Source organism: Xanthomonas sp. CPBF 426 (assembly GCF_903989465.1).
Taxonomy (GTDB): domain Bacteria; phylum Pseudomonadota; class Gammaproteobacteria; order Xanthomonadales; family Xanthomonadaceae; genus Xanthomonas; species Xanthomonas euroxanthea.
Window position 1 is genome coordinate 3,067,588 of record NZ_LR861805.1, and the last position, 26,933, is coordinate 3,094,520.

Annotated in this window: 23 protein-coding genes and 1 pseudogene; 10 read left to right on the plus strand and 14 right to left on the minus strand. The window is 68.4% G+C overall.

Annotated elements, in window-relative coordinates; translation table 11 throughout:
* Positions 1–227: 227 nt before the first annotated feature.
* From H7A87_RS13105 to rraA, 5 genes are all read right to left on the minus strand, one after another.
* A complete protein-coding gene (locus tag H7A87_RS13105) occupies positions 228–2,060 on the minus strand; it encodes an ABC transporter ATP-binding protein (protein ID WP_119128484.1) in 1,833 nt (610 codons plus the stop codon).
* 266 nt (positions 2,061–2,326) lie between these two features.
* Positions 2,327–2,923, minus strand: coding sequence for a plasmid pRiA4b ORF-3 family protein (locus H7A87_RS13110; protein WP_104581894.1), 597 nt, complete (start codon positions 2,921–2,923; stop codon positions 2,327–2,329).
* 344 nt (positions 2,924–3,267) lie between these two features.
* Positions 3,268–4,533 (minus strand): cation:proton antiporter, encoded by a 1,266-nt coding sequence (locus H7A87_RS13115; protein WP_104582201.1) that lies wholly within the window; start codon positions 4,531–4,533, stop codon positions 3,268–3,270.
* Between the two features lie 324 nt (positions 4,534–4,857).
* A complete protein-coding gene (locus H7A87_RS13120) occupies positions 4,858–6,453 on the minus strand; it encodes a serine hydrolase (protein ID WP_119128483.1) in 1,596 nt (531 codons plus the stop codon).
* Between the two features lie 23 nt (positions 6,454–6,476).
* Entirely contained in the window at positions 6,477–6,977 is a 501-nt protein-coding gene (rraA, locus tag H7A87_RS13125) for a ribonuclease E activity regulator RraA (RefSeq protein ID WP_119128482.1), read from the minus strand.
* A 294-nt stretch (positions 6,978–7,271) separates the two neighbouring features.
* On the opposite strand from rraA, the gene H7A87_RS13130 reads away from it, so the two are divergent.
* Positions 7,272–8,105, plus strand: a complete 834-nt coding sequence (locus H7A87_RS13130; protein WP_119128481.1) for a DUF72 domain-containing protein — start codon at positions 7,272–7,274, stop codon at positions 8,103–8,105.
* Positions 8,106–8,143: 38 nt separating this feature from the next.
* A complete protein-coding gene (locus tag H7A87_RS13135) occupies positions 8,144–9,091 on the plus strand; it encodes a DMT family transporter (protein ID WP_119128480.1) in 948 nt (315 codons plus the stop codon).
* An 87-nt stretch (positions 9,092–9,178) separates the two neighbouring features.
* Here the strand turns inward: H7A87_RS13135 and H7A87_RS13140 are convergent, their stop codons facing one another.
* From H7A87_RS13140 to H7A87_RS13155, 4 genes are all read right to left on the minus strand, one after another.
* On the minus strand, positions 9,179–10,249 hold the full coding sequence (locus H7A87_RS13140; protein WP_119128479.1) for a sensor domain-containing diguanylate cyclase: 1,071 nt from the start codon (positions 10,247–10,249) through the stop codon (positions 9,179–9,181).
* Between the two features lie 128 nt (positions 10,250–10,377).
* Positions 10,378–11,100 (minus strand): pseudouridine synthase, encoded by a 723-nt coding sequence (locus H7A87_RS13145; RefSeq protein WP_016903964.1) that lies wholly within the window; start codon positions 11,098–11,100, stop codon positions 10,378–10,380.
* 48 nt (positions 11,101–11,148) lie between these two features.
* Positions 11,149–13,554 carry an EAL domain-containing protein gene (locus H7A87_RS13150; RefSeq protein ID WP_180496687.1) on the minus strand — a complete coding sequence of 802 codons (2,406 nt, stop codon included), beginning with the start codon at positions 13,552–13,554 and terminating at the stop codon, positions 11,149–11,151.
* 272 nt (positions 13,555–13,826) lie between these two features.
* Complete coding sequence (locus H7A87_RS13155; protein WP_167766314.1) at positions 13,827–15,761, minus strand: DEAD/DEAH box helicase; 1,935 nt, start codon at positions 15,759–15,761, stop codon at positions 13,827–13,829.
* Between the two features lie 172 nt (positions 15,762–15,933).
* Here H7A87_RS13155 and H7A87_RS13160 point away from each other — a divergent pair, with 172 nt between their 5' ends.
* From H7A87_RS13160 to H7A87_RS13175, 4 genes are all read left to right on the plus strand, one after another.
* On the plus strand, positions 15,934–16,434 hold the full coding sequence (locus H7A87_RS13160) for a sigma-70 family RNA polymerase sigma factor (protein ID WP_119127926.1): 501 nt from the start codon (positions 15,934–15,936) through the stop codon (positions 16,432–16,434).
* A gap of 28 nt (positions 16,435–16,462) precedes the next feature.
* Positions 16,463–17,110, plus strand: coding sequence for a hypothetical protein (locus tag H7A87_RS13165; protein ID WP_119127924.1), 648 nt, complete (start codon positions 16,463–16,465; stop codon positions 17,108–17,110).
* A gap of 134 nt (positions 17,111–17,244) precedes the next feature.
* Positions 17,245–17,487 (plus strand): RNA-binding S4 domain-containing protein, encoded by a 243-nt coding sequence (locus H7A87_RS13170; protein WP_024939760.1) that lies wholly within the window; start codon positions 17,245–17,247, stop codon positions 17,485–17,487.
* Positions 17,484–17,804, plus strand: coding sequence for a hypothetical protein (locus H7A87_RS13175; protein WP_180496690.1), 321 nt, complete (start codon positions 17,484–17,486; stop codon positions 17,802–17,804). The genes H7A87_RS13170 and H7A87_RS13175 overlap by 4 nt, the downstream gene beginning before the upstream one ends.
* Before the next feature lie 221 nt (positions 17,805–18,025).
* Here the strand turns inward: H7A87_RS13175 and ubiM are convergent, their stop codons facing one another.
* The 5 genes from ubiM to H7A87_RS13200 all read right to left on the minus strand — a co-directional run bounded on the left by ubiM (position 18,026) and on the right by H7A87_RS13200 (position 22,095).
* Complete coding sequence (gene ubiM / locus H7A87_RS13180) at positions 18,026–19,204, minus strand: 5-demethoxyubiquinol-8 5-hydroxylase UbiM (RefSeq protein WP_119127922.1); 1,179 nt, start codon at positions 19,202–19,204, stop codon at positions 18,026–18,028.
* 294 nt (positions 19,205–19,498) lie between these two features.
* Positions 19,499–19,900, minus strand: a complete 402-nt coding sequence (locus H7A87_RS13185) for an MAPEG family protein (RefSeq protein ID WP_104581882.1) — start codon at positions 19,898–19,900, stop codon at positions 19,499–19,501.
* Between the two features lie 25 nt (positions 19,901–19,925).
* A complete protein-coding gene (locus H7A87_RS13190; protein WP_119127920.1) occupies positions 19,926–20,438 on the minus strand; it encodes a DUF4019 domain-containing protein in 513 nt (170 codons plus the stop codon).
* Positions 20,439–20,589: 151 nt separating this feature from the next.
* On the minus strand, positions 20,590–20,838 hold the full coding sequence (locus H7A87_RS13195) for a hypothetical protein (protein WP_104581880.1): 249 nt from the start codon (positions 20,836–20,838) through the stop codon (positions 20,590–20,592).
* 63 nt (positions 20,839–20,901) lie between these two features.
* Entirely contained in the window at positions 20,902–22,095 is a 1,194-nt protein-coding gene (locus H7A87_RS13200) for a hypothetical protein (RefSeq protein WP_119127918.1), read from the minus strand.
* Between the two features lie 148 nt (positions 22,096–22,243).
* On the opposite strand from H7A87_RS13200, the gene H7A87_RS13205 reads away from it, so the two are divergent.
* The 4 genes and pseudogenes from H7A87_RS13205 to H7A87_RS13220 all read left to right on the plus strand — a co-directional run.
* Positions 22,244–23,707: an AlkA N-terminal domain-containing protein gene (locus H7A87_RS13205; protein WP_119127917.1), complete on the plus strand. Its 1,464-nt coding sequence runs from the start codon at positions 22,244–22,246 to the stop codon at positions 23,705–23,707.
* Entirely contained in the window at positions 23,704–24,249 is a 546-nt protein-coding gene (locus tag H7A87_RS13210; RefSeq protein WP_104581877.1) for a methylated-DNA--[protein]-cysteine S-methyltransferase, read from the plus strand. The genes H7A87_RS13205 and H7A87_RS13210 overlap by 4 nt, the downstream gene beginning before the upstream one ends.
* Before the next feature lie 36 nt (positions 24,250–24,285).
* Complete coding sequence (locus H7A87_RS13215; protein WP_119127915.1) at positions 24,286–25,581, plus strand: ectonucleotide pyrophosphatase/phosphodiesterase; 1,296 nt, start codon at positions 24,286–24,288, stop codon at positions 25,579–25,581.
* A gap of 43 nt (positions 25,582–25,624) precedes the next feature.
* Positions 25,625–26,920, plus strand: a pseudogene (locus H7A87_RS13220) (chloride channel protein); the annotation flags it as partial.
* Between the last annotated feature and the right edge of the window lie 13 nt (positions 26,921–26,933).

Genomic DNA, 26,933 nt, shown 5'->3' on the forward strand with positions numbered 1-26,933 from the left:
GGATGAGGGCGCGCGCGAAGCCTCGTGCAGCCCACCTGGCGAATGGCTTCGCCCGTACCCTCACCCCACCCCCCGCTCCGAGCCCCGGCCCGCGCTTGCAGCGCGGGCGCTCCAGGCCACGCGCGCCAGTGGCGCGCAGGCCGTGCCTTGGCGCCCCGCAGGAGAGGGGTTTGCCAGTGCCGTCGCTGCCGTGGCTGCACATTTCCGCCACCCACTCGACAACCACATCACCCATCGGCCGCAACGAACCCGCCGGTTTGCCGCGCCCACAGGCGTGCGTACAGCCCGCCCTGCGCGATCAGCTGCGCATGCGTGCCGGTCTCGACGATGCGTCCGGCGTCCATCACCACCAGCCGGTCCATGCGCGCGATGGTGGACAGGCGGTGCGCGATCGCGATGACGGTCTTGTTGCCCATCAATGCGTCCAGGCTGTCCTGGATCGCCGCTTCCACTTCCGAATCCAGCGCCGAGGTGGCCTCGTCCAGGATCAGGATCGGCGCATCCTTCAGCAGCACCCGCGCGATGGCGATGCGCTGCCGTTGACCACCCGACAGCTTGACCCCGCGCTCGCCCACGTACGCATCGTATCCGCGCCGGCCTTCGCCATCGACCAGCGTGTCGATGAAGCTTTCCGCGCGCGCCTTGCGCACCGCTTCCAGCATCTGCGCGTCGCTGGCCTGCGGCCGGCCATACAGCAGGTTGTCGCGGATCGAACGGTGCAATAGCGAGGTGTCCTGGGTCACCAGGCCGATCTGCCCGCGCAGGCTTTCCTGGGTGACCTGGGCGATGTCCTGCCCGTCGATGAGGATGCGTCCCTGCTCCAGGTCGTACAGACGCAGCAACACGTTGACCAGGGTCGACTTGCCCGCGCCCGATGGGCCGACCAGGCCGATCTTCTCGCCGGCACGCACCTGCAGATCCAGCCCGGCGATCACCCCGCCGCGCTTGCCGTAATGGAAATGGATGTGCTCGAACTGCACCTGGCCCTGGGTCACCTGCAGCGGCACTGCGCCGGGCGCGTCCTGCACCAGCACCGGCTGCGAGATGGTCTGCATGCCGTCCTGCACGCTGCCGATGTCTTCGAAGATGCCGTTGACCGTCCACATGATCCAGCCGGACATGTTGTGGATGCGGATCACCAGGCCGGTCGCCAGCGTGATCGCGCCCACGCTGATCTGGCCGCGGCTCCACAGCCACAACGCCAGCCCGCACGTACCGACGATCAGAAAGCCGTTGGCCACCGCAATGGCGGTATCCATGGTGGTGGTCACGCGGGTCTGCCCGCGATGTTTCACCGCCAGCTCGTCGATCGCATCGCGCACATAGGCCTGTTCGCGGCCGGCGTGGGCAAACAGCTTCAACGTGGAGATATTGGTGTAGCCGTCGACGATGCGCCCGGTGGCCTTGGAGCGCGCATCCGATGCGATCCACGCGCGCGCCTTCATGCGCGGCACGAAGAACGCCATCAACGCGACGTACACCACCAGCCAGATCAGCAGCGGCAGCATCAGCCACGGGTCGGCCTGCGCAAACAACCACAGCGCGCTGCCGGTGTAGACCACGATGTACCAGAGCGCATCGACCATCTGCACCGCCGATTCGCGCAGCGAGGTCCCGGTCTGCATCACCCGGTTGGCGATCCGGCCGGCGAAATCGTTGTTGAAGAAGCCCAGGCTCTGCCGCACCACGTAGTTGTGCATCAGCCAGCGCGAGCGGTTGCTCAGCCCCGGCACGATCGCCTGGTTGACCAACAGGTTGTGCAGGCCGGTGAACAATGGCCGTGCCACCAGCGTGATCGCTGCCATCCAGGTCAACTCGCCGGCATGCCGGCGAAAGAAGTCCGCTCCCGGTCGCTCGGCCAGCATGTCGACGATGCGCCCGAGGAAGTCGAACATCGCCACTTCCACCAGGGCCAGCAACAATCCGGCGATCAGCGTGGCCAGCAGGATCGGCCACAACGGACGCAGGTAATGCAGGTAGAACCGCCACACGCTACGTGGCGGCATGTCCCGCTCGATGGGCGGGAAGACATCGATCAGGGATTCGAACCAGCGAAACATCGCAGACACTTTCGGGAAAAACGGGGCTCAGGCTAGCTGATCGCGCGTCAAGCTGCAGTGGCGCCGGTGCCGGCGCCTGCATCCACAGACGCAAGCCAGGCATGCGCTGCATGCGCCGGACAACCGGCTCCCTTGCATCGCTTGCGGCTGCCTGCGCCAGGCATGGCCCGGTGACCACCACAGGTCATGGGGTGTCAGCCGGTGGCTGCACCGTGCTGACCAGCGCGCGTCGGGATCACGCTGGCCAACGTCCTGCGCAGCGACGCTCACTCACGAACACGCGCGAGCAGGCGGTTGACCTCGGCCGGATCGAAATGGCCCGGCTCCAGGCGCCCGCCCAGAGTGGCCAGTTCCTGCACATGCTGGGCATGATCCGGGTCGGCGATGATCTGCAGCAATGCCTGGTAGTGGTCGATCCCTTCGCTGTTTTCCGGCGGGCAGGCGTTGGCGCCGTCCACGCAACGGGCCACACGCAAGCCCGCATCCGGCGGCAGGATCGCCTCGACCTGGACGCGGTGCTGCCAGCCGGCGCCGGCACCATAGAAATAGTCGAAGCGCTCCAGCTCGCCCACTGCGCTTTCGACGGTGACGCGCGCGGCGTGCTTGAGCCGCGAGCGGTCCGGCACGTCCAGCCCGGACTCGCCATAGCGGCCGCCGCCCAGGTCGAATTCGTACGGATGCGCGCCGTGCCAGCCCATCACCGGTTGCAGCACGCGATGCAGCGTGGCCAGGCGCAGCGCCCCCGCCACCAGCACGCGGCGCCAGATCAACGGCGCGCTCTCCACCAGCGAAACATGCAGCTGATACACCGGCGCAGGCGCGGGCACCGCCTGCTGTGCAGCTTTCTTCTTGGCCTTGCTCATCGTGTCTTGGCTACCTGTTTGCGCTGCAAGTATGCAGCGCCGCGCCACTGGCTGCATCGCTGCGCCGCCGGTGCCGCAAGCTGCACCCTGCCGCTATCGGTCCTGCAGGCGCGCGCACGCACCTGCAACGGACCGGCCACACACGCCGGGATGGTGACTCCGCCGCCGCACGGTGCCGGGATGCTGCACGGATGCCCGCAAGCCGCGCGACGCCGCGCGACGCCAGCGCGCGGGGCGCCGTGTATCGCAGCAGGCATCGGGGCGCCTGGATGCGACCACCACAGCGGCGCAGGCGGCAGACGACAGCAGCGCGTGCCCGCATCGGTGGAATCGATGGCAGCGCCTCAGCGCTGCTGCAGGCTCGGCACCGCATCGGTCACGTTGCGATGGCGCCGCATGATCCAGTTGAACAGCGGCGTGGCCATCAGGGTCGAGAGGATCGCCATCAGCACCAGCACCGAGAACAGGCCTTGTTCGATCACCCCGGCCTGCAGGCCGATATTGATGATGATCAGCTCCATCAGGCCACGTGCATTCATCAGCGAGCCGATCGCCATCGCATCGCGGTTGTTCTCGCCGGTGGCACGCGCCGCCGCCCAGCAGGCCACGCCCTTGCCGATGAACGATGCGGCCAGGATCGCCACGCCTGCCAGCATGATCTGCGGCTGCAGCAGCACGCTGAGCTGGGTCTTGAGGCCGGAATAGGTGAAGAACAGCGGCAGCAGCAATACCACCACGAACGGCTGCAGCATCTCGCGCAGTTTTTCGGTCAACGCCCCCCTGGGCAGGCAGACGCCCAGCAGGAAGCCGCCAAACACGGCGTGGATGCCGATCGCATCCATTGCCCACGCGCTGAGGCAGAACAGCATCAACACCACCGCGAGCACACCGTTGCCGAGCGGCTGGTTCGGCACCACGTAGGCGTCCAGGCGGCGCAGCAGATGCCGGCCGACAAAGATCATGAACAATGCATAGGCCACCCCGCCGCCGATGGCCAGATAGGCACTACCCCAACTGCCGCCGAAGCTGGCCAGGACCACGGCAAGAATGCACCACGCCGCCGCATCGTCGAACGCACCTGCAGTCAGTGCCAGCGTGCCCAACGGGCTATTGGTCAGACCGCGCTCGTGGATGATGCGCGCCAGCATCGGGAACGCGGTGATCGCGATGGCCGCCCCCAGGAACAGCGAGGCCTCCATCAACTTGGCCTTTTCCGAAAACAGGCCGCCGACGTTGATCAACCACGGGCACAGGGCAAAGGCCAACGCGAACGGCACCGCGATGCCCGCCATCGACACGCTCATCGCACTGCGATAGCGCGCGCGGAAATGGTCCCCGCGGAAGTCGGTACCGACCAGGAACATGTACAGGCCCACGCCGAACTGCGCGAACACGTACAACACATCCATGGTCTGCCTGGGAAACAAGGCTGCCTGCGTCGCAGGTGCCAGCACGCCGAACAGCGACGGCCCCAGCATCACCCCGGCGATCATCTCGCCCACCACCTGCGGCTGGCCGATCCGCCTGGCCAGCAGCCCCACCAGACGACAGACCAGCAGGATCGCGGCGGCCTGCAGGAAGAAGTACACCGACATCTGCGGAGTGGTCATGCGTTCGGCGACATCCCTGAGAAGTGCGCGGATCATAACGAGCCGTGTCGGTGGGCGATAGCCATCGTGCGGCTGGCACGCAGGCCTTGGCGGAGCGAGGCTGGAGTCACCATCACGGTTGGCCCGGACGACACGTGGCCGATGCGCCGAGCCCGGTTGCACGCGTCCGCACTGATCGGCCCATGCGCGGTGTGTGCGGCTGCGGCGCCGATGGTGCCCCACCGCCAGGCCATCGGTGCGCACGGCGCCGACGCTGCAGCACAGGCGGCCGGCCACCGCACGCTCGGTGCAGTGGCGATGGCCGCCGCAAGGATCAGCGAGGCATCACTTCTGCGTCGGCTGCGCTGCCGCCACCGGCGTCAACACCAGATCCTGGAAATCGAAGCTGAAATCGGTCAGCGGCGACACCGCCTCCATCCGCATCTCGCGCACCGCGCCATCCGGGGTCAGCGCGAAATTGACGAAGGCATCGGCATTCAGGGAGCGGTCGTCCCAGCGCACGATGAAGCTGTCGTGCTGCCAATGCTCCAGCGTGCCGATCAATTGCGCGGTCCTGGAAAACTGCAGACGCAGGCGCTTGCCGTCCTGACGGATCACCACATCGCCGTACCACGGGTCGCGATAGGTCGCCGCATAGCTGCGTAACGGCAGCGACGGCGTGGAGCGCGCTGCACGTGCGTCCAGATGCTTCTTCCAGCTGGTGTCCGCATCGCCATCGGCCTTGGCCACGGCCTTGGCATAGGCGGCGGTCCAATCGGTGGCCGGCACCTGCAGGAACGCATCCAGCACCTGCAGGGTCACTGCATTGAAGGCCGCGCCGACTTCCTGGTTGGTCAACACCACCACGCCCAGTTGCTGGTCGGGCACCAGCGTCAGCCGCGACACCATGCCCGGCCAGCCGCCGGTATGCCAGACCAGCCGATGGCCGCGGTAATCGCTCAGGCTCCAGCCTTCGCCGTAGCCGGAAAAATTGGGCCGTGCTGCCGCCAGCTCCGGCACGGCCGGTTCGGCAATCGCGATCGGCGTGATCATCGACCACATGTCCTGCTGCCGCCTGGCACTGAACAGCCGGCTGCCATCCGGCAGCACGCCGCCGGCCAGTTGCACCTTCATCCACAGCGCCATGTCGTGCGCGCTGGCATAGATGCCGCCGGCACCGGAATTGTTGGACCAGGTCAGTGGCGCGACGGTGCGCAGCTCGGTGAAGTCGTATTTGGCATGGCCCACCGCCGCGTTGTCGCCCGGCTGCAGATGGTCGGCATTGAAGCGCGTGCCGCGCATGCCGACCGGGGCGAAGATGCGTTGCTGCAGGAACGCCGCATAGCTCTGCCCGGAGACCTGCTCGATCACCTTCTGCGCCACCGCGTACAAGATGTTGTCGTAGGCGTAGCGATCGCGGAAACCGCCCTTCAACGGCACCTTGGACAGGCGCTGCACCACCTCGTCGGTGCTGTAGCTGGTGGTCGGCCAGAACAGCAGGTCGCCCGCGCCCAGGCTCAGGCCGCTGCGGTGCGCGAGCAGATCGCGCAGGCGCATCTCGCCACTGACGTACGGGTCGGACATGCGGAACCACGGCAGGTGATCGACGACCTTGTCATCGAGCGAGAGCTTGCCCTCGTCGGCCAGGATCGACAGCGACGCGGCAGTGAAGGCCTTGGTGTTGGAAGCGATCGCGAACAGCGTATCGGCCTGCACCGGCGCAGGCTTGCCGATCTCGCGCACGCCGTAGCCGCGCTCCAGCACCACCTGCCCATTCTTGACGATGGCCACCGCAATGCCGGGCACATCGAACTGCTCGCGCACGCGCTCCATCTGCGCGTCGAACTGCTGCATGCCGGCGGGAAGCTCGGCCGCCTGCGTCGTCGCCACCACGCTTGCCAGCATCAGCACGCCTCCACTCAGCCATCGGTTCACGGTCACTATCCCAGGTCCTCGCATGTCGCTCAGATCGATCCGCCCGCACTGTCCAGCGACAGCGGCAGCGGTGCCACCAACACGCCGTTGCCATCGGCATACAGCCAATGGCCGGGCACGAAGGCCACGCCGGCAAAATTCACCGGCACATCCACATCGCCCAGATCGCGCCGCTCGGTGCGGCGCGGGCAGGCGCCCAGCGCCAGCACGCCCAGCGGCAGCGTGGCCAGGATCTCCACATCGCGCACGCAGCCGTGGATCAACACGCCGGCCCAGCCATTGGCGAGCGCCTGTGCGGCGATCTGGTCGCCGAGCAGCGCATGTTTCAACGAGCCCTGCCCGTCCACCACCAGCACCCGTCCGTCGCCGGGCGTGGCGGCCAGTTCGCGCACGCGCGAGTTGTCCTCGAAACAGCGCACGGTGACGATCGGCCCGGAGAATGCCGCACGTGCGCCATAGGAGCGGAACACCGGTTCGGCGATGCTCACCTCGGGAAAGCGGTCACACAGATCGGGCGTGGTCCAGGTCATCGCTGCGGTCCGGAAGTGGCGAGCTGCGATGGTAGCGGCATGGCCGCGTCCGCGTAAGCCGCCGAGGAGGCCGCCGATCGCCGCGCCGCTTGGCTGGCTGCGCCTGGATCGCTATCCATCCCTTGCCTGCAGATGGTCCCGGGCAACGGCCGCGCCTGCCTGGGCGTGCGCGCGGACGCTGCGGCAACCGCGGGGCGTCACGGCGAAGCCGGCGGGGCTATCATCGGGGCGGCCTGCCACAGGTGCGTGCACCGGACATGCCAGGCACGCGCTCACGCCAACGTGGAATCCCTCATGACCGATCTGTTCGCCGCCACCCCGCCCGCGCTCGATGGCATCCACGTCGGTATCGGCGGCTGGGTGTATGCGCCGTGGCGGGCGGGGATGTTCTATCCGGAAGGGCTGGTACAACGCCGCGAGCTGGAATACGCAAGCCGCCACCTCACCGCCATCGAGATCAACGGCACCTACTACGGGGCACAGAAGCCGGCGACCTACGCGAAGTGGCGCGAGCAGGTGCCACCCGGGTTCGTGTTCTCGGCCAAGGCACCGCGCCGCATCACCCAGTCGCGCAAACTGGCCGGCACCCAGGCGCAGGTGGACGACTTCATCGGCGGCATTGTCGAGCTCGGCGACACGCTGGGGCCGCTGGTGTGGCAGTTTGAACAGGGGCACCGGCTGCAGGCCGACGACCTGGACGCGTTTCTGTCGTTGCTGCCCAAGCGCGCTGGCAAGCGCGTGCTGCGCCATGTGCTGGAAATCCGCGACCACGACGCGGTGGATGCCTCGCTGCTGGCACTGGTGCGCCGGCATGGGGTGGCCACGGTATTCACCGACTCGGACGCGCATCCGTCCTTTGCTGATCTGTCCACCGACTTCGTCTATGCGCGCCTGATGCGCAGCCAGGCGCGCCTGCATGCCGGTTACCCTGCGCCGGCACTGGCGCGCTGGGCCGAGCGCATCCAGGCCTGGCGGCGCGGCGAGGACCCGGAGGACCTGCCGCATGTCGCAGCGGCGACGCAGGTCGCCCCCACACCGCGCGAGGTGTTCGTGTTTTTCATCAGCGCCGCCAAGGAGCGCAATCCGGCGGCGGCAATGGCATTGCTGCAGGCGTTGGGGACGCGCTAGGCAGCGGCGTTGCGGCGCGTCTTGCGCGACAATGGCGCATGGCCATGACCGACCTGCGCAAGGCGCAACTGCAAATCCATTTCTGCGTCCTGCTCTGGGGCATCACCGCGATCCTGGGCAAGCTGATCACGCTGCCGGCGTTGCCGTTGGTGTGGTGGCGCATGTTGATCGTGGTGGTGGCACTGGCGCTGTTGCCGCGGGTATGGCGCGGGCTGCGCGGCCTGTCCGCGCGCGTGGTGCTGGGCTATTGCGGCATCGGCGCGTTGGTGGCCCTGCACTGGCTGACCTTCTACGGCGCGATCAAGCTGGCCAATGCTTCGGTGGCGGCGACCTGCACCGCGCTGGCGCCGGTGTTCACTGCAGTGATCGAGCCATGGGTGACGCAGCGCCCCTTCCGCCCGCGCGAATTGCTGTTCGGCCTGGCGGTGCTGCCCGGGGTGGCCCTGGTGGTCGGCGGGGTGCCCGATGGCATGCGTGCCGGCGTGGTGGTCGGCGCGATTTCTGCGGTGTTCGTGGGCCTGTTCGGCTCGCTCAACAAGCGCATGGTCGCGCATGCCGACCCGCTCACCGTCACCGCACTGGAACTCGGTGCCGGCACGCTGACCTTGACCGTGCTGGCACCGGCCATGCCGTTGGTGCTGCCGTCGCTGCATGGCGATCTGCTGATCGTTCCCGGCCTGCACGACGGCATCCTGCTGCTGGTGCTGTCGCTGGCCTGCACCCTGCTGCCGTTTGCGCTGGCGCTGGTGGCGCTGCGCCATCTCAGCGCCTATTCGGTGCAGCTGGTGACCAATCTCGAACCGGTCTACGCCATCGTGCTGGCGATCGCCCTGCTCGGCGAGCAACGCGAGTTGACCGTGCAGTTCTATCTCGGCGTGGCGATCATTCTCGGCGCGGTGTTCCTGCATCCGGTGCTGGAACGCCGACGCACGATCGTGCATCCGGAACTGCTCGGCACCGCCGAAGCGAAGAACATCGTCGACTGACTGCACCGCACAAGCAACAACCGTCGTCGTAGGAGCGGCCCAGGCCGCGACCGGCCCTATCGATGACGCACTCGCGTGCGGACAACCCTACCCCAACGCCACCACCTGGTCGCGCCCGCCCCGCTTGGCCGCATACAGGGCCTGGTCGGCGCGCTTGATCACCGCGTCCGCGCTTTCCTGCGGATGCAGCGTGGCCACGCCGATACTCACCGTCACCGGCAGCGCGATCGTCATCACTGCCACGCTCTGGCGCAGGTACTCGCACTGCACGCGTGCCTGCAGCAGATCCACATCGGGCAGCAGCAGCACGAATTCCTCGCCACCGTAACGCGCGATGGTGCCGGCACCGGCCACATGCGCGCGCAGCAACGCCGACAGCTCGCGCAGCACCACATCGCCCTGATCGTGCCCGTGCACGTCGTTGACGGTCTTGAAGTGGTCCACGTCCAGCAACGCCACCGATAACGGCTGGCCCGCCGCACGCGTCTGTTCCATGGCCACGCCCAGGGCTGCCGCAAACGCACGTCGATTGGGCAGGCCGGTCAGCGGATCGGTGCGGGTCTGCTCGACCAGATCGGCGTTCAACGCATCCATTGGCGCGTAGTAACCGGCCAGCTGCTGTTCGTACCATTGGCGCTCATGCAGTTGCTGGCGCAGGCGCTTGCCGGCCAGGCGCAGTTCCAGCAGATGTGCGGCCTGCCGCGACAATGCCTGCAGCGCCTGCCGCTGCTCTTCGCGCAGATGCGCCGGGGTCTGGTCGAACACGCAGAGCGAGCCCAGTGCCATGCCGCCGCTGGTCACCAACGGCGCGCCGGCATAGAAGCGCACCGCAGAGCTGCCGGTCACCATCGGATTGTCGTGGAAGCGCGGGTCGAGCAAGGTGTCGTCGACCATCATCACTTCGTCCGGGCGCAGGATCGCATGCGCGCAGAACGAGATATCGCGCGACGCTTCGCTACGCGGCGCACCATGTGCGGACTTGAACCATTGCCGCTGCTCGTCCACCAGCACCACCGCCGCCATCTGCGTCTGGCACAACGTGGACGCGATCATGGTGAGGTCGTCGAAGGCACGCTCGGGCGGCGAATCCAGCACCTCGTACTGACGCAGCGCGGCCAGTCGTTCGGCTTCGTTGTCCGGCAATGTCGGTTTGATCACGCTGCCTGCTCCCCCAGCTGGCTGTCAGCGGCGCAAGTATGACCGAGCCGGTCATGCGCGGCCATCGGGCTGCACATGCGCAGCCGGCGCACCGTGCCGCTATGTGCGGCCGATCGCGCCGGGCCCCATCACCAATCGGTGCGTTGCGGCAGCAATCCGCGCAATTCCGCATCACTGAGGTTGCGCCACTGCCCGGGCTTGAGCGCGGCCAGCTTGATGTTGTCGATGCGCACACGGCGCAGCTGGGTCACGCGGTAGCCGAATTCGGCAGACATCAGGCGGATCTGCCGGTTCAGGCCCTGCTCCAGCACGATGCGGAAGCCGAACTTGGCGATGCGCGCGGTGCGGCACGGCAACGTGGTCTCGTTGTGGATGCGCACACCGCGCGCCATGCCACGCAGGAATTCGTCGGTGACCGGCTTGTTGACCGCCACCAGATATTCCTTCTGGTGGCGATTTTCCGCGCGCAGGATCTCGTTGACGATGTTGCCGTTGCTGGTCATCAGGATCAGCCCCTCGGACTCCTTGTCGAGCCGGCCGACCGGAAAGATGCGCTGCTCGTGGCCGACGAATTCGACGATGTTGCCCTTGACCGAACTTTCGGTGGTGCAGGTGATGCCCACCGGCTTGTTGAGCGCGATGTAGACATGCTTGCGCCCACCGGGCTTGCTGGCGGCGCGCGTGCGCAGTGGCTGGCCGTCCACCAGCACGGTGTCGTCCTCGCCCACCACCGCACCGGTGCCGGCGGCCACGCCATTGACGGTGACCCGGCGTTCGCCGATCAGGCGATCGGCCTCGCGGCGGGAGCAGAAGCCGGTTTCGGCGATGTATTTGTTGAGTCGGGTCGTCATCGGCCGATTATCGGCGATTTGCAGCGCCCCGCGTGCACCCACGTGCGATCAGGACACCGCCAGCAGCGGCTGCCCGGCGTGCAGCAACTCGTCGAGCGGGCATGGACGATGCAGGCTGAAACCCTGCACCTGGCCCACTCCGGCCTCGTGCAGGCCGGGAATGTCCGCCTCCGACTCCACGCCCTCGGCCACCACTTCGATGCCCAGCGCCAGGCCCACCTGCGCGATCGAATGCACCGCCGCACGGTCCACCGCGTCGTGTGCGTAGTTGCGTACGAAGCCGCAATCGATCTTGAGGACATCCACGGTGAATTGCTTGAGATAGCCGAACGAGGCCAGGCCGCTGCCGAAATCGTCCAGCGCCACATGGCAGCCGCGCGCGCGCACGCTCTGCACGAAGCGCCGCGCATGCTCCAGGTCGCCGATGACGGCGGTCTCGGTGATCTCCATGCACAGCTTGGGCACCAGGCTCGGATAGCGCTCGAACAGGGCGCACACGAAATCGAGAAAATCCGCTTGCGCGATCGACTGCGCAGACAGGTTGACGTGGCACAGATCCAGATTAGCCAGGTGCAGCGGATTGGCCGCCAGCTGCGCGCACAGCGTTTCCAGCACATGCACGTCGACCATGCGCCCCAGGCCGTAGCGTTCCACTGCAGGCAGGAATTCGCCCGGACTCAGCACCCGCCCGTCACCCGCGCGCATGCGCACCAGCACTTCGTACTGCAGGCGTCCCGGATCGCGCAATACCTGGATCTTCTGCGCATACAGCAGCAGGCGGTCCTCGGCGATGGCCTGCTGCACCGCGCTGATCCAGCCGCCGTCGTGGCGGCGCCGCGCCAGCGCCAGATCGTTTTCGCCGAAACAGCGAATCCGGTTGCGCCCCTCTTCCTTGGCTGCGTAACAGGCCAGGTCGGCGGCGGTCATCAAGGCATTGACGTCGCTGGCGCCCTGGCGGATTTCCACCACGCCGAAGCTGCAACCGGGCGTCAGCGGCCGCCCGCCCTGGTGGCTCCACGGCTGACCCAGTACCGCGTGCATGCGCTCGAGCACGATTTGCGCCTGCGCCAGGTCGGTATTGGCCAGCAGGATCGCGAACTCGTCGCCACCCAGCCGCCCCAGCCAGTCGCCGGGGCGCAGCTGCATGGTGATCACATCGGCGAAGTGGCACAGGAACTTGTCGCCCACCGCATGCCCGAAGGTGTCGTTGACCAGCTTGAAGTGATCCAGGTCGACGAAGCACAGCGCATGGCGGAGCTGCGGCGATTGCGGCGGCTCGATCAGGCGCAGCAGCCGGCGTTCGATCTCGCGGCGGTTGATCAGGCCGGTCAGGGCATCGTGGCGCGCATGGAAGGCGACTTCGTCGGCCAGCTCGTGTGCGTGCGAGACATCCTCGATCACCGCCAGCACCAGGGTCGGCTCTTCCGGGCCGGGTTCCACCAGCGAGGCACTCCAGCGCCCCCACATCACCCCGCCATCGGCGCGCAGGAAGCGTCGCTCGCCGGACTGCAGCAGGGCCGGCCAGTCGACCAGGCCGCGGCTGTCCAGCGCGATGTCGTCCGGATGCATCACCTCGGCCAGCGTGCAGGCCTGCAGCTCTTCGGGCCGGTAGCGCAGGATGTTGGCCATCGAGGCATTGGCATCGAGCACGCGGCCGCGCAGGTCGAACTTGACCATGCCCAGCGCCGCCTGTTGGAACGCGGTGCGAAAGCGGCCTTCGTGCGAGAGCAGGTAATCGCCGATGCGGCGCATCGCCAGCACGCAGGTGGTCAGCACCAGCAGCAAGGTCGCCAGGCTGCTGATCACCATCATGTCGTGCAGCAGCCGCGCGCAGCGGATCAGCAGCGCCTGGAACTGCGCCGTATCGCTGCGCATGCGGCCATCGAGCAGATGCAGCTCATCGCGCAGGGCCTGCAGCGCGCGCGGATCCGGGCGGCTGGCGGCCTGCACCGAGGCGGCCCGGTCGCCCAGCGCGCTCAGCTGCAACAGGTCGGCATCGGTGTGTTTCCACATCGCGATGGCGTCGCCCAGATACGGAAAGACATGGCCGTAGCGATACAGCCGCACCATTTGCGGCATGTCCTCAGGGGCATTGCGGCCGGCCGCCAGCCCGGCATGGACCGCGCTCCAGTCGATCACCGGTTGCTCGACCGCCTCGCGGGCCGCGCGGTCGCCGAGCGGCACTTCCAGCGCGCGGCAGGCGGCCTGCAGGTCGGCCGGATCGCCGCTCCCCAGGTAGCGCTCCAGCCAGTACACCGACTCCTGCTGGGCATTGGACCAGTGGCTCTGGCCGACGATCCAGGCCGTCGCTCCGGACTGGATCTCGATCATCAGCGCAGAGAGCACCGCCATGCTGATGGCCATGCCGATCAACAAGGCCAAGGGAAGCGTCAGCCAGCCGCGCATCAGATGCATGGTCTGCCTACCGCCGGTACCGCCCGCCATCTGCGCCATTGTCACCCTCGAACCCTGCCGCCGCCCCATGCGATTCAGGCGCCCAGTGGGCGCCTGAAGGCAGTAGCGGCCGCAATGGCGCAGTCTGTATGGCAGCGCCTGCTTGACCACGGTCGACGCAGGCACTTCGCCTGGCCGGCAGGACGCTGCCGGCAATCCCCGAGACGTCGGCGCGTGACGCCTGCAGTCCGATATGCATCAACCAACATAACGACCACGGCGCCCCGCAGCGTCGGCAGGACCGCCGAACGCTGCCGGGTCCTCAGCGGCGCTTACTCGCCGCGGGGCTTGGGCGGGCCCTTGCGATGCGGCGCGCCGGCACGGTCCATCGGACGGTTCGGGCCATTCGGGCGGCCGGACGGCTTGCCGCCGCGCGGGAAGCGCGGCCTGGACGGCGCTGCAGCCGCCTCGCCGTCTTCCAGCTTGCGCATGTTGAGCTGCTGGCCGGACACCCACACCTTCTTCAGGTGCGTCAGCAGCTCGCGCGGCATGTCGGCCGGCAGGTCCAGGATCGAATAGTCGTCCTGGATGTCGATACGGCCGATGTAGCGGCTTTCCAGGCCGGCTTCGTTGGCGATCGCGCCGACGATATTGGCCGGCTTCACGCCGTGGGTGTGGCCCACTTCGATGCGGTAGCTCTCCATGCCGAACTCCGGCTCGCCACGCGGGGCAACCGGGTCGCGGCGCGGACGCTCGGCACCGGCGCCATCATCGGCGAAGGCCGGACGTTCCGCACGCGGCGGGCGTGCCGCGCGCTCACCATCGGCACGCGGGCCACGCTCGAACTTCGGCTCGAAGCGCGGACGCTCGCCACGGTCGCCGCGATCACCGCGATCATTGCGCTCGCGCGGGGCGAACTCCTCGCGTGCGCCACGCACCGGCGGGGTCAGCAGGAAGGGCGCATCACCCTGCAGCAGCTTGGCCATCGCCGCGGCGATATCGATCGCCGGCACGTTGTTCTCGCTCTCGTAGCGCTGCAGCAGATCGCGATACATCTCGATCTGGCCGCCGGCCAGGGTCTCGGTGATGCGGGTCATGAACCGTGCCACGCGGGTGTCGTTGACCGCATCCACGCTCGGCAGCTGCATCTCTTCGATCGGCTGGCGGGTGGCGCGCTCGATCGAACGCAGCATGCCCTTCTCGCGCGGGGTGACGAACAGGATCGCGTCGCCATTGCGGCCGGCACGGCCGGTACGGCCGATGCGGTGCACGTAGCTTTCGGTGTCGTACGGGATGTCGTAGTTCAGCACATGGCTGACGCGCTCCACGTCCAGGCCGCGCGCGGCCACGTCGGTGGCGACCAGGATGTCGAGCTTGCCGTCCTTGAGCTGGGCAATGGTCTTCTCGCGGGCGGCCTGCTGCATGTCGCCGTTGATGGCCGCCGCGGCCATGCCGCGTGCCTGCAGCTTCTGCGCCAGCTCTTCGGTGGCGGCCTTGGTGCGGGCGAAGATGATCATGCCGTCGAACGGCTCGACTTCCAGGATGCGGGTCAGCGCGTCCAGCTTGTGCAGGCCGCTCACCCACCAGTAGCGCTGGCGGATATTGGCCGAGGTGGTGGTCTTGGCCGCGATGGTGACTTCGGCCGGGTCTTTCAGATAGGTCTGCGCGATGCGGCGGATCGCCGGCGGCATGGTTGCCGAGAACAGCGCCACCTGGCGTTTCTCCGGCAACTTCTTCAGCACCGCTTCGACGTCGTCGATGAAGCCCATGCGCAGCATTTCGTCGGCTTCGTCCAGCACCAGCGTCTTGAGCTGGGACAGGTCCAGCGTGCCGCGATCCAGGTGATCGATCACCCGGCCGGGAGTGCCGACCACCACATGCACGCCGCGCTTGAGCGCGCTCAGCTGCTGCGCGTAGGGCTGGCCGCCGTAGACCGGCAGCACGCGGAAGCCGGGAATGGCTTCGGCATATTTCTGGAACGCCTCGGCGACCTGGATGGCCAGCTCGCGGGTCGGGGCCAGCACCAGCGCCTGCGGCTTGAGTTGGTTGAGGTCGGCGTTGGACAGCACCGGCAGCGCGAACGCGGCGGTCTTGCCGGTGCCGGTCTGCGCCTGGCCGAGCACGTCGCGGCCGGCCAGCAGCGCGGGAATGGTGGCGGCCTGGATCGGCGACGGCGACTCGTAGCCGACGGCGGCAACCGCCTTCATCACAGCGTCTGAGAGGCCGAGGTCTGCAAACAGCAGCGGCGCGGGAGATTCTTGGGTCATTGGGTAACTCCGGAGGCGCCGCACGGAGCCGGCAGGCGCAAAGCAGCATAGTGTGCGCCCTCAGCCCCCCCGCTGTCGAAATTTCCGTGACAGTCCGTTCAGCTTGTGAGGATTCGCCCGCTGCGGCGAATCATCTCCTCGACCCTTGTCATTCCCCCACCCGGCCGGAGCCATGTCCCTGGAAACAGACCTGCACACCCGCTTCAACGCGTTGCTGCAGCAGCACCGGGGCATCGTCCTGAAGGTCGCGGCCAACTATTGCTGGAACCCGGACGACCGCGCCGAGCTGGCGCAAGACATCACCGTGCAGTTATGGCGCGCGTTCCCCGGCTATGACGCCGGCCGGCGCTTTTCCACCTGGATGTATCGCATTGCCTTGAACGTGGCGATCAGCGATCTGCGCGGTCGCAGCCGCGCGCCGCAGGACCCGCTCCCTCTGGAGGCGGTGGCCGACAGCATCGCCGACCCGCTGGCGCGCGACCCGGCACACGCGCAGCAGGTCGCCGCACTCCACGGCTTCATCGCCCACCTGCCACCGCTGGAACGCGCCTTGATGCTGCTGTACCTGGACCAGCACAACTACCGCGAGATCGGCGAGGTGCTCGGCATCAGCGAGACCAATGTCGCCACGAAACTCAGCCGCCTCAAGGCGCGCATCCGCGCCGAACTCTGACCACCCCACTTCGCCCAAGGAACATTCGATGGAACTCGACGACATGCAACGCGCCTGGCACGCGATGGAACACCGCCTGGATCAGCACGGCACGCAGATCAGCCACATCCTCGGCCAGGTGCGTGGCCATGCGGCGCGCACCAGCCTGCGCCCGCTGTGGCTGAGCCAATCGGCGCAATTGCTGTGCGCCGTGGCGCTGCACATCGTGATCGCGCGCAGCTGGCTTGCCCACACCGATCAGGTTGCGGCGATCATCGGCGGCGTGCTGCTGCAGCTGTGGAGCATTGCGCTGGCGATCTCCGCACTACGGCAGCTGCAGCTGCTGGCGCAACTGGACTTTGCCGGACCGCTGCTGCCGACGCAGCGCGCGCTCGCGCATTTGCGGCGCTGGCGCACGCGGGTGGCCCCGTGGCTGGGCGCGGCGTTCTGGGTGCTGTGGGTGGCCGTGGCGGACGCCGGCTGGCGCGCACTGACCGGCCTGACCCTGCCGCACGACTGGCTGCTGCTCAATCTGCTGGTGGGCATGCTCGGCGGCATCGGCACCTGGCTCGGCTATCGACGGCTGCAGCGCAAACGCCATCCGTGGCTGGAGCGCATCGACAACGCGCATGCCGGGCCCGGCATCGTGCGCGCCGAAAGCATGCTGGACGAGATTGCACGCTTTCGACGCGAATAAGCTTGCCGACGCCGCACCGCGACGCCGGCGTAGCGCTGCTGCACCGACTCCACCTGCCGGGGCTGCATTCGGCACGGTGGTGTTGTCGGCTGCGACAGGCAGATAATCGCCGTCTTCCTGTCACCGAGCACACCATGCAATTTCTGGAATTCGACCTGGACGGCGAGTACATCGAACTCAACCAGCTGCTCAAGCTGGCCGGTATTGCCGACAGCGGTGGGCAGGGCAAGGCGATCGTCGCCAGTGGCGCGGTCAGCGTCGATGGCGTGCAGGAACTGCGCAAGACCGCCAAGATCCGCCCCGGCCAGTGCGTGCAACTGGACGATGTGGAGATCCGCGTGCTGGCGCTGGACCCCGATGCGGAGCCGGCAGAATGAGCGTGGTGCAGGTCAGCTGGCGCAACAACGCGCCCTCGGCGGACGATCCGGACCACGATGTCTACATCTTTTCGATCGACGTCGAGTCGGACACGCCGTTCTGGTTCGAGCAGTCGATCCGTGGCGGTCACGCCGAGCGCGGCGGTTGCAGCATGCTGGCCTTGCACGAACTGGAAGGCTGGCCCGGCGGCTGGCGCGCAGACGTGACCAAGGCCGGCTGCGCCTGGGTGATTCCACTGCTGGAAGACGCCTTGCGCAGCGGCGATGCGCGCACCGCGATCGATGCGATTCTTGCGCGGGTCGATGCGCCGGCCTGATGGCCGCGTCCTGATGGCCGCGTCCTGACTGCGGCGCGCCTGATGACAGCACTGATGACAGCCGAGCTGACCGAGCCCGCCCGATTGCCACAAGAACACCTGCAAGCGAGCGGATGACCGCATTGCCCGCCCGCGCGTCGAACACCGTTGCAGGCCACTGCGCATGAGGACCACAGCGCAGCGCTGCACGCACTGCGCCTCCCTGCTCCCACTTCGATACGTCAAACGCTGCGCTGGGTCAGATGCGCTGCAATCGCCTGCTTGAAGGGCGCCACCGCATGCGCCGCACGCAAGGCACCACGTCGTAGCAGGCGGGCCGGCGCGCGGTCGTCGGTATACAGTGCAGCCAATGCATTGGTCGCTTCATACAGCGGCCGCGTCGCCAGCCGGTGCGCCCGCTCATACCCCTGCAGCAGGGCCGCATCCCCGATGTCGCGCCCGGCGGCGGCAGCGGCGCGCACACGCTCGGCCAGGCGCGCCTGGCTCTGCAATCCAAAATTGAAGCCATGCGCGGTGACCGGGTGCATGCCCACCGCCGCATCGCCGAGCAGCGCGGCACGCTCGGCGATCAAGCGTTGCGCATAGGCCGCCACCAGCGGATACGCATGCCGGCTGCCGTCCTGCTGCATCGGCCCGAGCCGATGCTCGAACGCCTCGGTCACCGCCGCACTGAAGTCCGCCGCATCCATCGCCAGCAAGGCCTCCACCTGTCGCGGTGGCAGGGTCAGCACCGCACCGGCGCGATTGCCCTGCAGCGGCAACAACGCCAGCGTCTTGCCGTAGCCAAACCACTCCCAGGCAGCATGCCCGTGCGGCAGCGCATGCCGCATCCGGCACACCAGCATGGTCTTGCCGAAATCACGCAGCTGCGCGCCGATGCCGAGCAGGCGCCGGGTGCTGGAAAAACGGCTGTCGGCCGCCACCAGCAGGCGCGCTGACACCGTTTCCCCATCGGATAACTGCAGCACCACGCGGTCGCGCTGCTGCTGCACGGCCTGCAGCGTGCAAGAGCAGCGCATCTCCAACGCAGCTTGTGCCTGCACCGCCTGCCAGGCCGCGCGACGGATCAGATGATTGGGCACCAGCCAGCCCAGATCGCCGGCACCACGCGCGGAGGCGGCGAAGGTCAGCGCGAAGTGCGAATGTCCGTCCATGACGCGGGCGTCGCGCAGCGGCGAGATCGCATCGGCGGGAAATTGCGGCCAGATGCCCAGTTGCTCCAGCAATGCACGCGAGGCATGGGTCAGCGCGATTTCGCGTCCGTCGAAGGCCGGCTCGGCCAGCTGCGCGCGTGGCTGCTGGTCGACCACCAGCACCGACAGGCCACTACCGGCCAACGACCGCGCAAAACTCAGGCCGACCGGCCCGGCACCAATGACTGCGATATCCACCGATTGCATGCCGCGCTCCTTTACCACCGAGACCCAGAGGAGCTAACAAGACCTTGCGTGCCGTGGTCAGGTGGATGCGGTCGGTGCAGCGCAATCGGCATGCATGCGTGGCACATGCAGCGTCGAGCACGCACGCCTGGCGGTGGGCGCAGCCGTCTTGGTAGCGGCTCTCAGTTTACGGCAGTGGTGCTGTCCGGACTTGATCAGGATCAAGCAGCAACCGAACAGTCGCGGGCGCGCGACTTATTGCTGCGTTTTCTCGGTCACTGTGCCACCGGCTGCGCGCACGCAGCCCGGCCTGCGTCACCAGCCCAGCAACGCCCGCACCAGTTTGACGATGCCCCAGAACGACACCACCCAGATTGCGCTGCGCAGGTAGGGAATCCCCGCCGCATACGCCGGCACATAGGCCACGCGCGCCCACAGGTACAGCTGCACGCCCAGCGCGGTGTCTGCACTGGTACGGCCGGCAACGCTCACCGCCAGGACGGCGGCCGCGAAGATCGGGAAGGTCTCCAGATAGTTGCGGAATGCGCGATCCAGCCGCGCCGCAATGCCGGTCAACGGCTTGGCGTCGCCATCGCGTGCGCTGGCATTCCACTTGGTCCCGCGCTGGGCGGTCATGCTGGCCGAGGCGGCCAGCAGTTGCACCAGGCCGAGCACCATGGCCCAGCCCAGCATCTGTAGTTCGATGGTCAGTTCCACGCGGGTCTCCCGATGCGCTGCAAGATCACTTGATCGACGCGCGCAGGCTGTACCCGGCAAGCCGCCAGGTCTTGTCCTCGTCCAGGCGGAACGACACCAGCTCGCGCACCGGCTGCTGGGCCTTGGCAAAGCGGGTCGGGAAGCTGACGTTGACGTACAGGCCTTCGGGCACCTGCGCGCCGGCGGCGTATTTGACCCGCGTCACCGAGCCCTGCCCGCGTCCGACCACCGCCCCCAGGCGCGCACGTTCGGCACCGATCTGGCTCACGAAGGCATCGCGCTTGACCGCGGTCTTGGCGACGCTGGAGGCGCCATCCCATAGCGAGGCCACCTGGTTGGCATCGACCATCTGCGCCACCCGCAATGCCGCCTGGGTCATCTCGGTGTTCTGTTTGACCAGCTGCGCCTGCTGCGCCGGGTTGACCGCGGGCGCCGCCGTCGACGCAGCGGCAGCCGGACGTGCAGCGGTCTGCGGCTGTTGGGCCAGGACCAGCGAGGGAGCCAACAGCAGCGCGGCAAGCAGACGAGGACGGAACATTGGGCAGATTGACCTTGTACGGAGCGAACGAATGGGAGCCGACGCGGGCGCGTGGCGGGTGCGGCAGTTTAAGACCTGCGCTGCCTGAAGCGGTGAGTGCGCGACGATCGCAGGAGCCGGGTGCGGGCAATCCGTGCCGGCCCTGGCAACATCAGACTTCGCCGCCGGGCGGAACCGCCGCGACGCCGCGCGGCCGCCATAGCCGCCAGCTGATCCACAGCGCGCGGGCGATGGCCGCGATCAGCGCCACCAGGCTCAGCCACACTGCCAGCGTGGCCGGCCACTGCACCCGGCTGGCCGCAGCAATCACCTGCAGGAGCTCGGCCACGCCGAATCCGGCCAGCACCAGCAACGCCGATGGCAGATACGCCAGCGCAACACCTTTTGTCTTCCCGAGCATGGCGCCCCCGGCTCCGTGATATGCCGCGACCATAGGCAGCCGGCAGTGCGGTGCGCGTGAAGCTCAGCCGTCGCCCTGGGCGGGGCCCGGCGCGGGCTCGGCGGCCGCCGCATCCGGTGCCGCGTCCGGTGCCAGGGTTGGCGGTGCGGTCGATGCGGCCGGCGCTGCATCGGCCGCCGCCGCGGCGTCCGGTGCGGCGGCGGCCGGCAGCGCGGCGGCATCGGTTTCGGCCAGCGGGCTTTCTTCCGGGCAGGCCGCATCCGGGAAGCCGAAGCGCTGCTTCAAGGCCAGGCCGCAGGCGTTGACCGCCTCCAGATCGGCGCCCTCGCCCTTGCACTTCTGGTCGAAGGCAACCAGGAACGCGTCCTTGCGCCGCACGAAGGCATCGCCGCACTTGCGCATCTGGCGGATGCGCTCCAGGTCGTCCTGTACCGCGTTGGTGCCATCCAGCCCGTACTCGCGCAACTCGTCCATCGTCAGCAGGCGCAGGCTGCGGTTGGGCACGGTCATCATCAGGTCGGCTACCGCCACCGCCACGCCGTTGCGCTCCAGATAATCCTTGACGTTGCCGTAGACCTCGCGCAATTCGCGATTGAGTTCCGCGCGCGAGGTGGCCTTGGAACTGATCCGCATCATGCGGTGGATGCCGACCTTGCCAGCCACCAGGCGGTTGTCGCCGGCCGCCAGCACGAACACGCAGGCGCTGTGGCAGATCGAGCCTTCGCGCACCCAGATGGTCCAGTTGGATTCGCCGATGACATCGCCGGCGCGAATCGCCGCTTCCACCTGCCCGCCGCTGGAATCTAGGTCCAGGATGCGATGCGGCAGCCGCAGTTGCTCGGCCACCGCGGCCAGCCGCCACACCAACGCAGCAAAGCCGGCGTTGATCTTGCCGGCGTAGCGCACCCGCAGCAGGCCGGTGTCGCGACACGGCGCCAGCGCCGCCTCCACGCTGGCGCGGTCCAGCGCGGGCAGCAGCGTGCCATCGCCGGCTTCGCTGCTGTAATCGGTGGCGCAACTGATCCAGGCCTTGCCCGCGTCCAGCTCCGCCTGCGGCCAGCCGGCTTCGCCGGCCTGTGCACGCGGCCGCGGCGGCGGCGCTGCCGGCTCGGGCGTGTCCACCGACACCATGTGGTCGCCATCGCCCTGCCCCGCGCCGCCCTGTTGCGTGGCGGCGGCATCGGCCGAGGTACCGGTGCGGTCGCAGGCCACCAGCGCCAGCAGGCAGGAAAGGGACAGGCAGAGCAGTTTCAGCATGATGTCAGGCAACAGACCGCGACGGAGATCACCCTCAGTCTATGGCTGAACGGGCCCACCGTTTGACCCTGCCATGAACACACAGGCGCGGTGCAACCCTGTCCGAAAACGGCCAGCCGCGGCTGGAGTGAGCGCATAGACTGGCGCCATGCAGACCGCCACGCCCGACCGACTCCAATGCGACCGCGCCCGCCTGGCGCGCGATGCGCGCTTCGACGGGCTGTTCTTCACCGCGGTGCGCAGCACCGGCATCTACTGCCGCCCGGTGTGCCCGGCACCGCCGCCCAAGCCGGGCAACATCAGCTATTACCCCAGCGCGGCGGCCGCCAGTGCCGCCGGCTACCGGCCGTGCCTGCGCTGCCGCCCCGAGCTGTCGCCGCAGGCGCAGCAGCACCTGGGCGAAGAGAGCGTGCAACGCGCACTGGCGATGATTGCCGACGGTGCACTGCAGGAGCAGCCGGTGCAGACCCTGGCCGACGCGGTGGGCCTGAGCGCACGCCAGCTGCAGCGGCAGTTCGTGCAGCAGCTCGGTGCCACCCCGATCCAGGTGCACGGCACGCGCCGGCTGCTGCTGGCCAAGCAGCTGCTGACCGAGACCGCATTGCCGGTGACCGAGGTCGCATTGGCGGCCGGCTTCAACAGCCTGCGTCGCTTCAATGCAGCCTTCCTGGAAGGCTGCGGGATGCCGCCATCGGCGCTGCGCAAGCAGCGTGCCGAGGTTCCGGGTGGTGCGTTGACCCTGCGCCTGGGCTATCGCCCGCCGCTGGACCTGCCGGCAATGCTGGCGTTTCTGCAGCGCCGCGCGATTCCCGGTATCGAGCAGGTCGACGCCAGCGGCTACCGGCGCGTGATCGGCACCCCGGGCAACGCGACGCTGATCGAGGTCAGCGCGGCGCCGCAGCGTGCGGAGTTGCTGCTGCGCATCGGCGCGACCGACCCGCGCCAGATCCCGCAGATCGTGCGGCGGGTGCGCCGGCTGTTTGATCTGGATGCAGACCTGCAGGCGGTGCACGCCACGCTGGCGGCCGAGCCGCTGCTGGCCGAGGCGATCGCGCGCCGCCCCGGCCTGCGCGTACCGGGTGGCTGGGACGGCTTCGAAGTGGCCGTGCGCGCCGTGCTGGGCCAGCAGATCAGCGTGGCCGGCGCGGCGACGCTGGCCGCGCGGCTGGTCGATCGGCATGGCGGCCATCACGGGGAGATGCCGCCCGGCCTGGACCGCATCTTTCCGACTCCGGCACAGCTGGCCGAGGCGCCGCTGGAGCAACTCGGCCTGCCGCGTGCTCGCGCCGCCACGTTGCGTGCGCTGGCCTCGGCGTGTGCGCAAGGGCGGCTGCATTTCGGCGCCGGCCAGCGCCTGCCCGAATTCGTCGCCGCCTGCACGGCCTTGCCCGGCATCGGGCCGTGGACTGCGCACTACATCGCCATGCGCGCGCTCTCGCATCCGGATGCGTTTCCGGCCGGCGACCTGATCCTGCAGCAGGTGCTCGGCACCCCCGAGCGCCTGAGCGAGCGTGCCACCGAAGCGCGCTCGCAGGCCTGGCGACCCTGGCGCGCCTACGCCGTGTTGCACCTTTGGCATCTCGCTGTCGATCGCAAGGACCCCCGTTCATGAGCACACTGCAGTACGACACCTTTCCCTCGCCGATCGGCGCACTCAGCGTGGCCGCCGATGCTGCCGGCGTGCACCACATCCTGTTCGCGCAGAACCGCTACGACGCGATCGGCCGCGCGCGCTGGCAGCATGCCCCGGATGCGCCGCTGGTGCGCGAGGCGCGCGAGCAATTGCTCGATTACCTGCATGGCGGGCGGCGCAGCTTCGACCTGCCATTGGCACCGACCGGCACGCCGTTCCAGCTGCAGGTCTGGCACACGCTGGCGCAGATTCCGTTCGGGCAGACCTGGAGCTATGCGCAACTCGCGCACGCGGTGGGACGCCCGGCCGCCAGCCGCGCGGTCGGCGCCGCCAATGGGCGCAATCCACTCCCGATCGTGCTGCCCTGCCATCGCGTGATCGGCGCCAATGGTGCGCTGACCGGCTTCGGCGGCGGCCTGCCGACCAAGCAGGCACTGTTGCAGCTGGAGGGCTGGTCACCGCGCCGGAGCGCGGCGGCCGACGATCTGTTCGCCGCAACCTCCATCGCTGGCACGCGCTGACTTCGCGACGTCATTGCGACGCCGTAAACTGGCGCGATGATCGATCGACGTCTTGTGTTTGCCGCGCTTGCACTGCTCGCGGCCTGCAGTTCCCACGCCCCTTCGCGCAGGACGCAAGCGCCCGCCCCGGCGGCGCCCGCGTCGGCAAACGCACCGCACAGCGATTCAGCGCACAGCGTGCTGCTGATCTCCATCGACGGGCTGCGCGCGGACATGCTCGATCGCGGCATCACACCGCATCTGTCGCAGCTGGCGCACGACGGCGTGCGTGCGCGCTGGATGACGCCGTCGTACCCGTCGCTGACCTTTCCCAATCACTACACGCTGGTCACCGGCCTGCGACCGGACCACCACGGCATCGTGCACAACAGCATGCGCGATGCGACGCTGGGCGGCTTCTGGTTGAGCAAGCAGGACGCGGTCGGCGATGCGCGCTGGTGGGGCGGCGAGCCGCTGTGGGTGGGCGCGGAGACGCACGGCCTGCATGCCGCGACCTGGTCGTGGCCGGGCAGCGAGGCGGCGATCGGCGGTGTGCGCCCCACGCGTTGGCGCCATTACGAAGAAGGCACCAGCCTGGACGCGCGCGTGGACGAAGTGCGGGGCTGGCTGGCCGCCTCCGGCGCGGACCGCAATCGCCTGGTCACGCTGTATTTCGAACACGTGGACGAAGCCGGCCACGACCACGGCCCGGAATCACGCCAATACGCCGACAGCGTGCGTGCGGTGGATGGCGCGATCGGCCGGCTGCTGGCCGGCATGCAGCGCGACGGCACGCGCGAGCGCACCAACATCGTCGTGGTGTCCGACCACGGCATGGCCGAGGTGCCGCCCGGGCAGGCGATCAGCGTGCAGGACATGGTGCGGCCAGATATCGCCACCGCCGTGACCGAGGGGCAGGTGATCGGCTTTGCGCCATTGCCGGGACAGCAGGCCCGCGCCGAAGCCGGCCTGCTCGGCGCGCATGCGCAGTACGACTGCTGGCGCAAGACGGCGCTGCCCGCACGCTGGCACTACGGCACCCATCCGCGCATTCCGCCGATCGTGTGCCAGATGCACGAAGGCTGGGATGCACTGTTCCCGGACAAGCTGGCCAGGCGCCCGCGCGATCAGATGCGCGGCTCGCACGGCTTCGATCCGGCGCTGCCGTCGATGCGCGCGGTGTTCCTGGCGCAGGGCCCGGATCTGGCGCAGGGCAAGACCTTGCCGGGCTTCGACAACGTCGATGTGTATGCGCTGATGACACGATTGCTGGGCATTCCTGCCGCGCCCAACGATGGCAATCCCGCCACGCTGCTGCCGGCCTTGCGCGTGCCGCCGGCCGATACGCGCTGAGTGACGCGTCGCGGCCGCGCTGCGTCGATGCGACAATGGCGCCATGTCTGCTCCTGATCCCTCGCCGCGCCGGCATCGGCTGCGGCCGTTGTTGTCCAGCGAAGGCTGGCGTCGCCGCGCCGCACTGTGGGGTGGCGCCATTGCAGTGGCGCTGGTGGCGATCGTGTTCGCCAAGGCCAGCGACGCCGCCTTCCAGGTGTTCCAGCGCATCACCGCGCATTCGATCTGGTGGGCGCTGCTGTTGACGCCGGGCATCTTCGCCCTGCTGGCCTGGCTCACCTCCGGCGCGATGCGGCCCACGCGTGGCAGCGGCATTCCGCAGGTCATCGCGGCGCTTGAACATGACGACGCGGCATTCCGCCAGAGCAATCTGTCGCTGCGGGTGTCGATCGGCAAGCTTGCCCTGACCACCTTGTCGCTGCTCGGTGGCGCCTCGGTCGGCCGCGAAGGCCCCACCGTGCATGTCGGCGCCAGCCTGATGCATGTGTTCGGGCGCTGGTTCGGGTTCCACGACCCGCGCGAGCTCTCGCATTTCCTGCTGGCGGGCGGCGCTGCCGGTATCGCCGCGGCGTTCAACACGCCGCTGGCCGGGGTGGTGTTTGCGATCGAGGAATTGAGCGGGCGCTTCGAACACCGCTTCTCCGGCACCCTGCTGACCGCGGTGATCGTCGGCGGCGTGGTGTCGCTGGGCCTGTTGGGCAACTACACCTACTTCGGCAAGGTGGCGGTGGCCTTGCCGCTGGGCCAGGCCTGGCTGGCGATCGCGCTCTGCGGCTGCGTGGCCGGCCTGCTCGGCGGCATCTTCGCGCGCCTGGTGCTGGCCAGCGTCGGCGGCAAGCCACGCTGGCTGGCAACGCTGCGTCAGCGCCATCCGGTGCTGCTGGCCGCGCTGTGCGGCGTGGCCCTGGTTGGCCTGGCGCTGGTGTTCGGGCAGGGCGCGTTCGGCACCGGCTACGAGCAGGCGCGCAGCCTGGTGCAGGGCCACGCGGTGGTCGGACACGAATTCGGGCTGATGAAGCTGCTGGCCAACCTGGTCTCGTACCTGGCCGGCATTCCGGGCGGGCTGTTCTCGCCGGCGCTGGCGGTGGGTGCCGGCATCGGCCACAACCTGTCGGTGCTGATGCCGGGCGTGGACCCGCGCACCTTCGTGCTGCTGGGCATGTGCGCGTATCTGACCGGCGTGACCCAGGCGCCGTTGACCTCGGCGGTGATCTCGCTGGAACTGACCGACACCAGCCAGATGCTGCTGCCGATCCTGGCCACCGTGCTGATTGCGCGTGCCATGTCCGGGCTGGTGTGCAGGACGCCGATCTATCGCGGCCTGGCCGAACAGCTGTTGGCACCGACGCCGA

Coding starts and splice junctions, on each gene's coding strand:
- H7A87_RS13105 (WP_119128484.1), bottom strand. CDS start 2,060: ATGTTTCGCTGGTTCGAATCCCTGATCGATGTCTTCCCGCCCATCGAG.
- H7A87_RS13110 (WP_104581894.1), bottom strand. CDS start 2,923: ATGAGCAAGGCCAAGAAGAAAGCTGCACAGCAGGCGGTGCCCGCGCCT.
- H7A87_RS13115 (WP_104582201.1), bottom strand. CDS start 4,533: ATGACCACTCCGCAGATGTCGGTGTACTTCTTCCTGCAGGCCGCCGCG.
- rraA (WP_119128482.1), bottom strand. CDS start 6,977: ATGACCTGGACCACGCCCGATCTGTGTGACCGCTTTCCCGAGGTGAGC.
- H7A87_RS13130 (WP_119128481.1), top strand. CDS start 7,272: ATGACCGATCTGTTCGCCGCCACCCCGCCCGCGCTCGATGGCATCCAC.
- H7A87_RS13135 (WP_119128480.1), top strand. CDS start 8,144: ATGGCCATGACCGACCTGCGCAAGGCGCAACTGCAAATCCATTTCTGC.
- H7A87_RS13145 (WP_016903964.1), bottom strand. CDS start 11,100: ATGACGACCCGACTCAACAAATACATCGCCGAAACCGGCTTCTGCTCC.
- H7A87_RS13150 (WP_180496687.1), bottom strand. CDS start 13,554: ATGGCGCAGATGGCGGGCGGTACCGGCGGTAGGCAGACCATGCATCTG.
- H7A87_RS13155 (WP_167766314.1), bottom strand. CDS start 15,761: ATGACCCAAGAATCTCCCGCGCCGCTGCTGTTTGCAGACCTCGGCCTC.
- H7A87_RS13160 (WP_119127926.1), top strand. CDS start 15,934: ATGTCCCTGGAAACAGACCTGCACACCCGCTTCAACGCGTTGCTGCAG.
- H7A87_RS13165 (WP_119127924.1), top strand. CDS start 16,463: ATGGAACTCGACGACATGCAACGCGCCTGGCACGCGATGGAACACCGC.
- H7A87_RS13170 (WP_024939760.1), top strand. CDS start 17,245: ATGCAATTTCTGGAATTCGACCTGGACGGCGAGTACATCGAACTCAAC.
- H7A87_RS13175 (WP_180496690.1), top strand. CDS start 17,484: ATGAGCGTGGTGCAGGTCAGCTGGCGCAACAACGCGCCCTCGGCGGAC.
- ubiM (WP_119127922.1), bottom strand. CDS start 19,204: ATGCAATCGGTGGATATCGCAGTCATTGGTGCCGGGCCGGTCGGCCTG.
- H7A87_RS13190 (WP_119127920.1), bottom strand. CDS start 20,438: ATGTTCCGTCCTCGTCTGCTTGCCGCGCTGCTGTTGGCTCCCTCGCTG.
- H7A87_RS13195 (WP_104581880.1), bottom strand. CDS start 20,838: ATGCTCGGGAAGACAAAAGGTGTTGCGCTGGCGTATCTGCCATCGGCG.
- H7A87_RS13200 (WP_119127918.1), bottom strand. CDS start 22,095: ATGCTGAAACTGCTCTGCCTGTCCCTTTCCTGCCTGCTGGCGCTGGTG.
- H7A87_RS13205 (WP_119127917.1), top strand. CDS start 22,244: ATGCAGACCGCCACGCCCGACCGACTCCAATGCGACCGCGCCCGCCTG.
- H7A87_RS13210 (WP_104581877.1), top strand. CDS start 23,704: ATGAGCACACTGCAGTACGACACCTTTCCCTCGCCGATCGGCGCACTC.
- H7A87_RS13215 (WP_119127915.1), top strand. CDS start 24,286: ATGATCGATCGACGTCTTGTGTTTGCCGCGCTTGCACTGCTCGCGGCC.